Here is a 12,858-nt window from a genome sequence, read left to right as displayed (position 1 = left end):
TCAGGAGCCCCACAGTGATCGACATTGAGAATTTGGCCAAGTGCTTCGGGCCCCACACCCTGTGGTCGGATGTCAACCTCACCGTTCACGGCGGGCAACTGCTCGCCCTGACCGGCCCCAGCGGCTCGGGCAAGTCGACGCTGCTCAACTGCCTCGGGCTGCTGGACGCCCCCACATCCGGGGTCATTCGCCACCAGGACAGGGAAGTCACCCGGTTGCGACCGCGGCAGGCCCGGCTCTTCCGCCGGGATGTCCTCGGATACCTCTTCCAGAACTACGCCTTGATCGACAACGCCACTGTCGCCGCCAACCTGGAAGTCGTCGCGAAGCCGCGGCACGGATCGCGCCGGAGGACGAAGACCGCCATTCCCGAGGCGCTGGAACGTGTGGGCCTCGCGGGACGCGCGAGGGAAAAAGTCTCCCGCCTCAGCGGTGGCGAACAGCAGCGTGTGGCGCTCGCCCGGCTCATGGTCAAACAGCCGTCTCTGGTACTCGCCGACGAACCGACGGGAGCTCTGGACCACGACAACACCGCGATGGTCGTGAAGATCCTCCGCGAGCTGAGTGACTCGGGTTGCGCGGTCGTCATCGCCACCCACGACGACTATGTGCGTGATCAATGCGATACCGAGTTTCAGGTGGGCTCTCGATGAGAGAGCCCACCCTTCACGGGAAAAACGACTCGAGCGGGCCGAGGCGACGCTCGACCCGCACAAGTTGGGGATGCGGTCTGTGTCCGAGGGGGGACTTGAACCCCCACGCCCGATAAAGGGCACTAGCACCTCAAGCTAGCGCGTCTGCCATTCCGCCACCCGGACCAGGTGTCTGTCGGTCGGCCCGTGGCCGTTCCGACAGGGAAAACCATAGCAAACATCGGGACGTGGTCGATCACGGCCGGTCGTGCCCCCGGGGTGCCCGGGTGGGCGGGCTGTGTGACGGGGGCATGACGGCGGTATTGCCGCCTTGGGCTGGGCGGGCGAGCGGAGGAGGATGGGCGGGTGACCCCTGCCGCGGGGTCCGTGGCAGGGCGTTCCGCGGCAGCGCAACGACGAGGAGGCATCGTGAGTGAGTCGCTTTCGGGCGCGACGACGACCGGGACGGTCAAGGGTGAGGACGAGGTGGTCGACCTCTGCCGTGACCTGATCCGGATCGACACCAGTAACTATGGCGACCACTCCGGCCCCGGTGAGCGCGCGGCCGCCGAGTACGTCGCCGAGAAGCTGGCCGAGGTGGGACTCGAGCCCAAGATCTTCGAGTCGCACAAGGGCAGGGCGTCGACCGTGGCACGGATCGAGGGAGAGGATCCGTCCCGTCCCGCGCTGCTCATCCACGGCCACACCGACGTCGTACCGGCCAATGCCGAGGACTGGACCCACCACCCCTTCTCCGGCGAGATCGTGGACGACTGCGTCTGGGGCCGGGGCGCGGTGGACATGAAGGACATGGACGCGATGACGCTCGCGGTCATCCGGGAGCGGCTGCGCAGCGGCCGCAAGCCCCCGCGCGACATCGTGCTGGCCTTCCTCGCCGATGAGGAGGCGGGCGGGGTCTACGGGGCCAAGCACCTGGTCAACAACCACCCCGAGCTCTTCGAGGGCGTGACGGAGGCGATCGGCGAGGTCGGCGGCTTCTCCTTCACCGTCAACGAGCAGCTGCGGCTCTATCTGATCGAGACCGCCCAGAAGGGCATGCACTGGATGCGGCTCACGGTGGACGGCACCGCGGGGCACGGCTCGATGACCAACAACGACAACGCCATCACCGAGCTGACCGAGGCGGTCGGGCGGCTCGGGCGGCACAAGTTCCCGGTGCGGGTCACCAAGACCGTACGGTCCTTCCTGGACGAGCTGTCCGACGCCCTCGGCACCCCGCTCGACCCGGAGAACATGGACGAGACGCTCGCCAAGCTGGGCGGCATCGCGAAGATCATCGGGGCCACGCTCCAGAACACCGCCGCCCCGACCATGCTCAGCGCCGGCTACAAGGTCAACGTCATCCCGGGGCAGGCCACGGCGCATGTGGACGGGCGCTTCCTGCCGGGGTTCGAGGAGGAGTTCCTGGCCGACCTCGACCGCATCCTCGGCCCGCGGGTCCAGCGGGAGGACGTGCACGCGGACAAGGCGCTGGAGACCACCTTCGACGGGGCGCTGGTGGAGGCCATGCAGTCGGCGCTGAAGGCCGAGGACCCGATCGCCCGCGCCGTGCCGTACTGCCTCTCGGGTGGTACGGACGCGAAGTCCTTCGACGACCTCGGCATCCGCTGCTTCGGCTTCGCGCCGCTGCGGCTGCCCCCGGAGCTGGACTTCGCCGGGATGTTCCACGGGGTCGACGAGCGGGTGCCGGTGGACGGGCTGAAGTTCGGTGTGCGGGTGCTGGACCGGTTCCTGGACGCCTGCTGAGCCGAGCCTGCTGAAGTGGGCTGCTGGGCCCGCTGAGGACTGACCCGATCGGCCTAATCGATCACACATACCGAAGGGACCAAAAAGGGTGAATGGTGTCGTAGCTTGATAGCTTGATTGCTCCCTCCTCGTTACATGGTGTGCGCGGCTCGTAACCGGGTCGCGATGCCGACAAGGGGGTGGGTGCTGTGCCCCGCCTTCGGCAACTACCGCAACGATCACGTGACATGGGTCACGGTCCACCGGGGTGTGATCCCGGGCGGTTTCGGAGTGTGCGCGCTCCGGGGCCGCTCGGGGATGGGGGTGCGGGCGAGACCGCCCGCGCGCGCTCCGGCCGGGACGGAAGGCTAGGGGAGCAGAAAGTTATGCGACAGGTTGCGAAAAAGGGCCTGATCACCGTAGCCGCGGCCAGCGGCGTTCTCGCCGTGACCGGCGGCTATGCCCACGCGGCGGGTTCGGGCGCCGACGGTGGCGCCGCGTATTCGCCGGGCGTCGTCTCGGGCAACAACATCCAGGCCCCGGTGCATGTGCCGGTGAACCTGTGCGGGAACACGGTGAGCGTCGTCGGCGTCCTCAACGGCGCGGGCGGGGGCGAGTGCGGAGACCGGTCCGGCGGCGGCTCGGGCGGCTCGTCCGGCGGTGGCGGCGCCCAGTCCGGCGGCTCGCAGGCGCAGGGCAGCAGCGGCGATTCGTCGGGGATCGGTTCCGGCAACAACATCCAGGCCCCGATCGGCGTTCCGGTCAATGTGTGCGGGAACAACATCAGCGCGGTCGGGTACGGGAACAGCAGTGACGGCGGCGGCTGCGGGGAGACGGTGCCGGCGGTGCCGGAGAACCCGGGGGAGCCGGGTGAGCCTGGCAACCCGGGGAATCCCGGCAACCCCGGTAACCCGGGGAACCCGGGGAACCCGGGGAACCCGGGGAACCCGGGGAACCCGGGCCAGCCTGGCAACCCCGGTAACCCTGGCAACCCCGGCAACCCGGGTCAGCCTGGGAACCCGGGGAATCCCGGCAACCCCGGCAACCCGAGCAACCCGGGGGGCTCGAACCCCGGTGGTGGCTCGGAGCAGCCCGGACACTCCTCGCACGGCCACCAGGCCGGGCACACGGGAGCCCACGGCCTCGACCCGTCCGCGAACCTCGGCGGCAAGGAGCAGCTGGCCCACACCGGCGCGGGCTCCGTCGAGCTGGCCATTCCGGCCGCCGCGGGCATGCTGCTGGCGGGCACGGTGCTCTACCGCCGGGCCCGCGCCGCACAGCGCTGATCACACCCCGCGCCGAGGGGCGCTGACAGGCGCCGGGCGGTGACACCACCGCACCACACACCGTGCACCGCACCTCACACGCCGCGCATCACACACCGGATCTCACACTCCGGGTGACCGTGGCGTCACTCCGGGCGGGCCCCGCGGTCGGCGGGGCCCGCCCGGCCATGTCCCGGCCCGCTACCAGGTCGCCCGAAGCTGGCGGATGATCCGGCGCCGCAACCGCACTCTGCGGCTGCCGTCGGGGTTGAGTCTCAAGCGATCCAACTCCCAGTGTCCGTACTCGGCATGGTCGGTGAGCAGGCGGGTTGTGGCCTTGCGGGAAACGCCGCGCGGCACATACACATCACAGAATTCGTATTCCGGCATCGCATCTATTGTGCGGGAACTGCCCTGCTACGGATAGCGTCTGCACTATGTCTGATGCTGCGCAGCCATCCGCTGCCGAGGTACGTGCCGCCGCTGAAGCGGTGAAAGCCGCACTGGATCGTCACCTCGACGCTGTCGAACGCCGGTCGGGGGAAGGCGATCCGGCCGTCTACGCCGCGTTCAACGAACTGGCCGCGGCAGCCGAGGTCTACGACGAGCTGCTCTATGACGCCTACGACGAGGTGACGCCCTTCGAGATCCCTGGTGACGACCGCCTCCCCGCCTACGCCGGGCCGGAGGAGCCGAGCGCGCTGAGCGTGCTGATCCGCAGGGACTACGTCGTCGCCGAACCGCAGCGACTGCTCTCGCAGGCGCAGCGGATCGCCGACCTGGATCCGGACATCGACACGGGGAACGACAAGCAGGGCGGCGGGGCGGCCGCCGGGGAGAGCGTGCACACCGCCCTGGGGGTGGTCTTCGGCGAGTTCGAGCCGGACGAGATCGCCTCTCGGCACAAGGAGTTCGGCCTGGAGGAGGGCGATTCCACGCTCTGGGTGGTGGCGGCCGAGGAGCCCCCGGAGCCGGGGGAGTGGCTCTCCGCCCCCTTCGACCAGGCGGATCCGCATATGGTCGTGTGCCGCTTCGACATGAGTTCGGTCTTCGACGAGGAGCTCGAGGACGACGAAGAGCTCGAGGAGGAGGACGAGGACGACCTGGAGGTCCTGGAGCCGGGCAGCTGAGGTCCGGGGCTCGGGGCCGCTTGGCCCTGGGCCGCTTGGTTTCGGATCGCTCGGCCCCGGAGTGCCCGGGGCCGGAGCACCCGGGCCCGGGCGCTCCGCTTCGGCCCGGCCCGACCGCTCGACTCCGGATCGCCTGGCTTCGGACACCGGTTCGGGATCGCTCGGCCCCGGACCAGCCGGTCCCGGATCTCTGGTCCGGGACCGTTCCGCTTTGGGCTCCTCGGTTTTGGGTCGCTCGGAACCGGGGTGCGTGGCTCCGGGCATCCGGCTTCGGACGTCCCGGCCCCGGATCGCCTGACCGCGAGGTCGGCTGATCCGGGGCCTGCCGCGGACCGTTGGTCAGCCAGTAGGCGCGGGTGGGACCTGGGCCTGGAGGAGGGCGCGCAGGCGGGTGGTGCGGTCCTTGAACGGGGTTTCCGCCACCGCTCGCGGCAGCGCCGCCTCCGCGCCGTGCACCACCGAGAGGTGGCGCTCACCGCGGCCGAAGGCCGTGTAGACCCAGGCGCGGGTCAGCCCCGCCGTGGCGTCGCCCGGCAGCACCACCACGGCCGCGGGCCAGCGCGCTCCCGCCGCCTGGTGGGCGGTGAGGGCCCAGCCGTGCCGCACCAGCTCGCCGACCTGCTCGCGCGCCACCACGACCGGCGTGCCCGCGCAGTCCAGACGCAGCCCCTCGGCGTCCGCCGAGACCACGGTGCCCGGCACCGTACGGCCCGGGGCCGGGGTGTACGCCACGCGGTCGCCCGGGTCGAAGCCGCCGAACCGGCCGGGGCCGGGGTTGAGGCGGTTCTTCAGGGCCGCGTTGAGCGCGCGGGTGCCGGCCGCGCCGCCGTGGCCCGGGGTGATCACCTGGGTCTGCTCCGGCGGGACGCCGATCGCACGGGGCACCGAGTCGGCGACGAGCTGCACGGTGCGGTGCACCGCCTCGCCCGCGTCCCGCACGGGCACGATCACGACCTCCTTGCCGGGCGCCTCCACCTGGCTGAGCTCGCCGATCCCGATGCCGGAGACCAGCTCGCCGATGGGGCCGGGGTCGGGGGTGCGGGAGACGACCTGCGGGCAGCGGCGGGCCGCCACCAGGTCCGCGAAGACCCGGCCGGGACCGGCCGACCACAGCACCCCGGGATCCCCGCTGAGCACCAGACGGGCGCCGTCCGGCAGCGACTCGACCAGCATCGCGGCCGTTTCCACATCGAGCTGCGGGGCGTCCAGCACGGCGAGCAGATCGAGCGCCAGCGCGCCCTCCTCATCGCGTCCGGGGCCCTCGGCGTCGGCCAGCAGCCCGGCGACCGTGACGGCCGCCGAGGCGGCCTCCGGTGCCGCGTCCGGTGCCGCGTCCGGATCTGCCGCCGGGCCTGCCTCCGGGCCGGTGCCCGGTGCCTCGCTCAGTGCCGCTCCCAGCCGCCGCCTGCCGTCCTCGGTGTGCGCGGCCGCGTAGGCCCGCAGGCCCATCGCGCGGGCGGCGGCGACCAGCGCCGCCGGTTCGGCGCGCGCCGCCTCGCCACCGCTGTGGGCGACCAGGCCGTGGGCCGCGACGGTACGGATGAGCTCCGCGGCGGAGGCGGACGGCGCGGCGGCAGCCGCGCCCTCCCACTCGGCACCGCCCGCCGGCGCCTCGCCGTCCTGTGCGGGGGCGAAGGTGCTCGCCAGCCGGGCGAGACCGTCGGCCAGGCTCTCCTCCGCCAGGGCATAGCGGTCCAGCCCCAGCAGCACCCGCACCGGCTGCTCGGCGTCCTCGTCCTCGGCCGCCCGGGGACGGGCCCCCGCCGGGGCGTCGAGCGCGTCCTGGAAGACCAGCACCGCGCCCTCCGCGATCGCGGTGCGCAGCGCCTCGTCCGGGTCCGGCACGGACGCCTTGGCGAGCGCCTCGCGCAGCGCGGACGACTCCAGCGCGGTGTGCCCCTCGAGGGCGGCGCGCTCCAGCAGCCAGCCGGTGAGCGCCAGCGCACGGCGCTCGTCGCCGGGCTCGCAGGCCGGGCCCAGGAGGGAGCGGGCGAAGCCGTCCGCCTGGTCGGGGCGTACGCCGGGCACGGCCAGCAGCTGCCAGGGGTCCTCGCGCAGCATCTCGGCGGCGTGCTCCCCGAGCGTTTCGGCGACCTTCCCGGCCAGGGCCTCGGGGGCCCCGCCCGCCGCGAGCACCTCCCGGACGTCGCCACTGCCGGGGACCTCGCCCCCCGGCCCACGCGCCGGACGGGCCGACGGCGGACGTACGGGAGCGGGCGCGGAGGTGTGCGCGGAGCCGGGCGCCGCCGCACGGGCCCGCTCCCGGGGAGCGGCGGAAGCGGCGGGGGCAGCGGGGGTGGCTTGGGCCGCCGGACGCGCTGCCGGGGCGTCGTTGAAGAACGACGCCGCCGACCGCTCACCGCTCTCCACGGCCCGCACAGCGGCAGCCAGCGCCTCAGCCGCCGCCGACCGCCGCCCCTTGCCCCCACCGCCGGATGCGTCCTGTCCGGCGGTGGGGGAAGCACCATCCCCCGCCCCCGCGTCGCGGCTCGCCCCGGCGTCGCCCTGGCTCGCCGCTGGGCCGGACGCGCCGTGCCCGGCCGGGGCCCGTTCTGGGGTGCCGCCCTCGGTGTGGGGGCTCGCCCCGGCGTCGCCGGGCTCGTCCTGTCCGGCGGGGGTGGGAGCACCTGCTCCCGCGCCATCGCCCGCCTCGTCCGGCCCCGGCGATTCCGCGTCCCCGGAGCCCCGGCCCGCTCCTGGGCCGGGTGTGCCCTGTCCAGGGGACGAGCCCTGCTCACCCGTCGCGGGCCCATCGGCCTCGCCTGCCGGGGGCTGTTCGCCTCCGGTGCCTTGGGCGCTGCGCGAGCTCGCTCCTGCGCCAGGGGCCCCTGCCTCGTCGGCCCCGCCCTGTCCGGCGGGTCCGGCGGCCGCGGTCGCCTCCGCGTCGGTTCCGTCCGCGTCGGCCTCCTCGGGCGCGGGTGTGGCGTCGCCGGCGAGGCGGTCGGTACTCACAGCGTGCTCCAGTCCTGATCGGGATAGCGGTGCACGGGCGCCGACACATCGTCGAGCGCCTGGCAGATCTCGTCCGGAAGACTAAGGGCCTCCGCCGACAACGCCGCCCTCAGCTGCTGGGCGTTGCGCGCGCCGACGATCGGGGCGGTGACGCCCGGGCGGTCGCGGACCCAGGCCAGGGCCACGTTGAGCGCGGTGGTCGCCAGGCCGTCGGCGGCTATGGCGACCGCCTCGACGATCCGGCTCGCCTCCTCGTCCAGATACGGCTCGACGAACGCCGCGAGCTCGGAGGCGCCGCGCGAGTCGGCGGGCGTCGCATGGCGGTACTTGCCGGTGAGCACACCGCGGCCGAGCGGCGAGGACGGCAGCAGCCCGACGCCCAGGTCGAGCGCGGCGGGCAGCACCTCGCGCTCCACACCGCGCTGGAGCAGCGAATACTCCATCTGCGTGCTGGCCAGCCGGGTGTGCGCGCCCGAGGAGGCCAGCTGCCAGGTGGCGGCCTTCGCGAGCTGCCAGCCGCTGAAGTTGGACACCCCCACATAGCGGGCCCGCCCGCTGCTCACCGCGATGTCGAGCGCCTGCAGCGTCTCCTCGAGCGGGGTGAACGGGTCGAAGGCGTGCACCTGCCACAGGTCGACATAGTCCGTGCCCAGCCGCTCCAGGGAGGCGTCCAGCGCGGCCAGCAGATGGCCGCGCGAGGCGTCGAAGCGGCGGTCGGGGTCGGGCACGCTGCCCGCCTTGGTCGCGATCTGGAGATCGCGCCGGGGCAGCAGCCCCTCCAGCAGCTGCCCCAGGAGGTATTCGGCGCCGCCGTCCGCGTACACATCCGCGGTGTCGACGAGTGTCCCGCCCGCCTCCCAGAACGCCTTGAGCTGATCCGCGGCGTCGTGTTCGTCAGTGTCCCGCCCCCAAGTGAGCGTGCCGAGCCCGAGCCGGGAGACGCGCAGGCCCGTGCTGCCGAGGTGCCTTAGCTCCATGAACGTCGAGATTACTGGCCGGAAAGCGGCCCGTGGCAGCCTGTGGATAACCCACCCCTGACGTATCCGGGCCATGCGCGCTAGAGTCCCCGGAACAGCGACGTTACTGATCAGTAAGAGGTGCGGTATGAGGCTCGGCATCAACCTCGGCTACTGGGGCGCCGGAATGGACGCGGACAACCTCGCGGTCGCCCGTGAGGCCGATCGGCTAGGGTATTCCGTCTGCTGGGCCGCCGAAGCCTACGGTTCGGACGCCGCCACCGTGCTCGCGTGGGTCGCCGCGCGGACCGAGCGCATCGACGTCGGCTCCGCCATCTTCCAGATCCCGGCCCGTACCCCCGCCATGACGGCGATGACCGCCGCCACCCTGGACACCCTCTCCGGCGGCCGCTTCCGCCTCGGGCTCGGCGTCTCGGGGCCCCAGGTGTCCGAGGGCTGGTACGGGGTGCGGTTCGACAAGCCGCTCGCCCGCACCCGCGAGTACGTGGAGATCATCCGCAAGGCGATGTCGCGCGAGCGGCTGACCCACGAGGGCCGGAACTGGACCCTGCCGCTGCCCGACGGCCCCGGCAAGCCCCTCAAGCTCACCGTGCACCCGGTGCGGGAGTACATCCCGCTGTACATCGCGGCCATCGGCCCGAAGAACCTCGAGCAGACCGGCGAGATCGCCGACGGCGCCCTGGTCCTGTTCTACGACCCCGAGCACGCCGAGGAGACCACCCTCAGCTCCCTGCGCGCGGGCCGCGAGAAGGCGGGCAAGGACCTCGAGGGCTTCGACGTGGTGCCCACCGTCCCCATGGCCCTCGGCGACGACGTCCGCGCCCTCGCCGACCAGTTCCGCCCGTACACCGCGCTCTACGTGGGCGGTATGGGCAGCGCCAAGCAGAACTTCTACAACAAGCTGGCGCAGCGCATGGGGTACGAGAAGGAGGCCGCCGAGATCCAGGAGAAGTACCTCTCCGGGGACAAGGAGGGCGCCGCCGCGGCCGTCCCCCACGAGCTGATCGACTCCACCGCGCTGCTCGGCCCCGTCGAGCGCATCGCCGACCGCATGCAGGCGTACGCGGGGGCCGGGGTCACCACCCTGTCGCTCACGCCCGCGGGCTTCACGCTCGAGGAGCGGCTCGCCGGGCTGCGGGCGGGCGTCGAGGCACTGGAGCGGGCCGGGCTCGCGTAAGCGCCGAGCCAAGCGCGGCGCCGGGAACGTTCCGCGGCCGTGGTGGGGGCTCGGGGGTCTTCCCCGCCACGGCCGTCATCCAGCACAACGCCTCCGCCGCCCAGGGGTTACGCGGACGCGGCGTACGGAGGGGTCCCCCGTTCGGCCGAGCCGGATGCCCCAGCTGTTGCCGCCGTCCCCACCGGGCCGTTGACTTTTTCTGCGCGGCGGCGCAGGACCAGCGCACGGAGGTGGCGGCGATGCTCTCGGCGAAAAGCGTGTTCCAGGAGATCCTCGACAACGACGAGTCGTTCCGGCTCTTCTGCTCCGTCGCGGCCAGCGGGGAGGCCCAGGGAGGCTGGGAGAACGGCCGGATCGCCGCCCTCGTGCCCGAGAGCCGCCGCGACCTCGCGTCCAAGATCGCCCGCCATGGCGCCGACGAGGACAAACACGGCCGGATCTTCAACGCCCTGCTCCGCAGGCGCGGCCTGGAGCCCATGGAGGTGCCGCGCGAGACCGACTACACGATGCTCCTGGAGGCGCGCGGCATCGGCCTCGCCCATGACAAGCTGCGCCGCGACGAGCCGCTCACCGAGCACGACATCGTGATCTACCTCGCCCACAGCCGGGTCACCGAACAGCGCGCCTCCGCCCAGATGACGATGTTGCGCAGGTACTTCGGCGACCACCCCGACCTCGGCCGCGCGGTGCGCATGATCGCCGACGACGAGGACAACCACCTGGCCTACTGCCACGAGGAGCTGCTGCGCCTGGCCGCCGACGGATACGGCCGGACCATCCAGCGGACCCTGCGGGAGAGCGCGCTCGTCGAGATGGAGGTCTACCGGGACGTCAGCCTGGCCGTGATGGCCCACATGGGACGCCTTCTCGACTGGCCCAAGCCGAAGTCCGCGCTGCTCGCGGCCGGGATCCACGCCCTGTACGGGTACGAGCGGCTGGGCGGCTGGCGGCGCATGGTGGCACTGCGGATGCCCGAGCGGCGGAACGCGCTGGGCGGACCCGCGAAGACGGCTTCCGGCGCGCCCGAGGCGCCCGAGTTCGTCTGACCGGCCGGCCTCGCCGCACCGGCCCCCGCCCGAAGGCCCCACACCGGCCCCCGCCCGAAGACCTCAGAGCCACCCACGCCGCTTGAACCAGCGGTACAGCACCGCGATCACACCGGCCATGAGCACGACCACCCCCGGGTAACCCCAGGGCTGCTTCAGCTCCGGCATGTGGGTGAAGTTCATGCCGTAGATCCCGGCGATCATCGTCGGGACCGCGGCCATGGCCGCCCACGCCGAGATCTTCCGCATGTCGTCGTTCTGCCGCACGCCCATCTGCGCGAGATGGGCGGACAGGATGTCCGACAGCAGCCGGTCCAGCCCCTCCACGTGCTCGTTCACCCGGGTCAGATGGTCGCTGACATCGCGGAAGAACGGCCGGGAGCCCTCGTGTACGAACGGCACCCCGGCGCCGGTGAGCCGCTCCATCGGCTCCGCCAACGGCCCGGCCGAGCGGCGGAATTCCATCACCTCGCGCTTGAAGGCGTAGATCCGCCCGGCGGTGTTCTGCCCGGAGCCCGCGTTCGGGGCGAAGACCTCCGTCTCCAGCTCCTCCAGGTCCCCGTGCAGAGCGTCGGCCACGTCCAGGTAGTGGTCCACGACCGCGTCGGATACCGCGTACATCACCGCCGTAGGGCCGTGCTGGAGCACCTCGGGCATCTTCTCCAGCCGGTCGCGCACCGAGCCGAGCGGATTGGCCTGGCCGTGCCTCACGGTCACCACGAAGGAGTCACCGACGAAGACCATCAGCTCACCCGCGGTGACGTTCCCGGCCTTGTCGTCGTACTGCACCGGCTTGAGCACCAGGAACAGCGAATCGTCATAGACCTCCAGCTTCGGCCTCTGGTGGGCGCACAGGGCGTCCTCGACGGCCAGCGGATGCAGTCCGAACTCGCTGGTGACCAGCTCGAACTCCTTCTCGGTCGGCTCGTGCAGCCCGATCCACAAGAAGGCGTCCCCACTCGCGCGCGCCTCGTCCAGGGCGTCGGAGAAGTCGGCGGGTCCCTCGGTGCGGGCCCCGTCCCGGTAGATGGCACAATCCACGATCACGCTGCGCATTGTGCCTCGCGAGACGGCGATCGGCACAGGGGCACCCTGGCGCGGGATCGGTGCGCATCCGGAGCTGAGCGGCGCCGGAGGGGTCGTAGGGTGGCAGCCATGCCCATGCTGATCCTCGTACGGCACGGCCGGTCCACCGCCAATACCGCGGGCGTCCTCGCGGGCTGGACACCCGGTGTCGCGCTCGACGAGCGCGGTACGGCCCAGGCCGCGGCGCTGCCCGGCAGGCTGGCCGGACTGCCGCTCGCCGCCGCCGTCACCAGCCCCCTGCAGCGCTGCCGGGAGACGCTGGCCCCGCTGCTCGCCGCCCGCCCCGAACTGCCGCTGCACCCCGACGACCGGATCGGGGAGTGCCACTACGGCGACTGGTCCGGCCGGAAGCTGGCCGAGCTCGCCGATGAACCATTGATGAACATCGTCCAGCAGCATCCGTCCGCGGCCGCCTTCCCCGGTGGCGAGTCCATGCGCGCCATGCACGCGCGCGCGGTCGAGGCGGTGCGCGACTGGAACACCCGGATCGAGCGGGAGCACGGCGCCGACGCGGTCTATCTGATGTGCTCCCACGGGGACATCATCAAGGCGCTGGTCGCGGACGCCCTCGGACTCCATCTCGATCTGTTCCAGCGGATCTCGGTCGAGCCCTGCTCGGTCACCGCGATCCGCTACACCCCGACCCGGCCCTTCCTCGTCCGGCTCGGGGACACCGGGGACTTCGCCGGTCTGGTGCCGCGCGAGGAGAACACGGGCAACCGTGGCGGGGACGCGGCGGTGGGCGGCGACGCGGGAGCACCGTGATCGCCGTGCGCAGTAGGGTGGTGCCGCGGTGCGAGGGCGCCGTGACAGCCGTGACCGGGCGGTCGTGACACCCAGCGGTCAG

11 protein-coding genes and 1 tRNA gene are annotated in these 12,858 nt (G+C 72.4%); 7 read left to right on the top strand and 5 right to left on the bottom strand.

Translation table 11 applies throughout. The annotated features are described in order from the left end of the window. Positions 1 to 14 precede the first annotated feature (14 nt). Positions 15 to 653, top strand: a complete 639-nt coding sequence (locus IEJ02_RS13775) for an ATP-binding cassette domain-containing protein (RefSeq protein WP_191065129.1) — start codon at positions 15 to 17, stop codon at positions 651 to 653. An 80-nt stretch (positions 654 to 733) separates the two neighbouring features. Here IEJ02_RS13775 and IEJ02_RS13770 read toward each other — a convergent pair. Continuing rightward, positions 734 to 818: transfer RNA gene (locus IEJ02_RS13770), tRNA-Leu, on the bottom strand. A gap of 243 nt (positions 819 to 1,061) precedes the next feature. Here IEJ02_RS13770 and IEJ02_RS13765 point away from each other — a divergent pair. Both IEJ02_RS13765 and IEJ02_RS48485 read left to right on the top strand, forming a co-directional pair. After that, positions 1,062 to 2,399 carry a M20/M25/M40 family metallo-hydrolase gene (locus tag IEJ02_RS13765; RefSeq protein WP_191065128.1) on the top strand — a complete coding sequence of 446 codons (1,338 nt, stop codon included), beginning with the start codon at positions 1,062 to 1,064 and terminating at the stop codon, positions 2,397 to 2,399. Positions 2,400 to 2,764: 365 nt separating this feature from the next. Further along, positions 2,765 to 3,664: a chaplin gene (locus IEJ02_RS48485; RefSeq protein WP_223863776.1), complete on the top strand. Its 900-nt coding sequence runs from the start codon at positions 2,765 to 2,767 to the stop codon at positions 3,662 to 3,664. A 180-nt stretch (positions 3,665 to 3,844) separates the two neighbouring features. Here IEJ02_RS48485 and IEJ02_RS13755 read toward each other — a convergent pair whose 3' ends face one another. Next, the gene (locus tag IEJ02_RS13755; protein WP_014059547.1) at positions 3,845 to 4,033 is read right to left on the bottom strand and encodes a DUF5703 family protein; all 189 of its coding nucleotides are present in this window, start codon (positions 4,031 to 4,033) and stop codon (positions 3,845 to 3,847) included. Between the two features lie 47 nt (positions 4,034 to 4,080). On the opposite strand from IEJ02_RS13755, the gene IEJ02_RS13750 reads away from it, so the two are divergent. After that, a complete protein-coding gene (locus tag IEJ02_RS13750) occupies positions 4,081 to 4,773 on the top strand; it encodes a hypothetical protein (protein WP_191065127.1) in 693 nt (230 codons plus the stop codon). 339 nt (positions 4,774 to 5,112) lie between these two features. On the opposite strand, the gene IEJ02_RS13745 is transcribed toward IEJ02_RS13750, so the two are convergent. Together IEJ02_RS13745 and IEJ02_RS13740 are read right to left on the bottom strand one after the other, a co-directional pair. Further along, positions 5,113 to 7,725, bottom strand: a complete 2,613-nt coding sequence (locus IEJ02_RS13745; RefSeq protein ID WP_191065126.1) for a helix-hairpin-helix domain-containing protein — start codon at positions 7,723 to 7,725, stop codon at positions 5,113 to 5,115. Next, positions 7,722 to 8,702, bottom strand: a complete 981-nt coding sequence (locus IEJ02_RS13740) for an aldo/keto reductase (RefSeq protein WP_191065125.1) — start codon at positions 8,700 to 8,702, stop codon at positions 7,722 to 7,724. The genes IEJ02_RS13745 and IEJ02_RS13740 overlap by 4 nt, the downstream gene beginning before the upstream one ends. A 127-nt stretch (positions 8,703 to 8,829) precedes the next feature. Here IEJ02_RS13740 and IEJ02_RS13735 point away from each other — a divergent pair, with 127 nt between their 5' ends. Continuing rightward, positions 8,830 to 9,879: an LLM class F420-dependent oxidoreductase gene (locus IEJ02_RS13735; RefSeq protein WP_191065124.1), complete on the top strand. Its 1,050-nt coding sequence runs from the start codon at positions 8,830 to 8,832 to the stop codon at positions 9,877 to 9,879. Positions 9,880 to 10,118: 239 nt separating this feature from the next. Further along, positions 10,119 to 10,925, top strand: coding sequence for a ferritin-like domain-containing protein (locus IEJ02_RS13730; protein WP_191065123.1), 807 nt, complete (start codon positions 10,119 to 10,121; stop codon positions 10,923 to 10,925). 63 nt (positions 10,926 to 10,988) lie between these two features. On the opposite strand, the gene corA is transcribed toward IEJ02_RS13730, so the two are convergent. After that, positions 10,989 to 11,981, bottom strand: coding sequence for a magnesium/cobalt transporter CorA (gene corA, locus IEJ02_RS13725; RefSeq protein WP_191065122.1), 993 nt, complete (start codon positions 11,979 to 11,981; stop codon positions 10,989 to 10,991). 99 nt (positions 11,982 to 12,080) lie between these two features. Between corA and IEJ02_RS13720 the strand changes: the two genes are divergently transcribed. After that, a complete protein-coding gene (locus IEJ02_RS13720) occupies positions 12,081 to 12,776 on the top strand; it encodes a histidine phosphatase family protein (RefSeq protein WP_191065121.1) in 696 nt (231 codons plus the stop codon). The last annotated feature ends 82 nt before the right edge of the window (positions 12,777 to 12,858 follow it).

This window comes from Streptomyces sp. 5-10, assembly GCF_014712245.1.
Classification (GTDB): Bacteria; Actinomycetota; Actinomycetes; order Streptomycetales; family Streptomycetaceae; genus Streptomyces; species Streptomyces violaceusniger.
The sequence above is the reverse complement of the archived record's forward strand: the minus strand, read 5'-3'. Positions and strand labels throughout refer to the sequence as shown.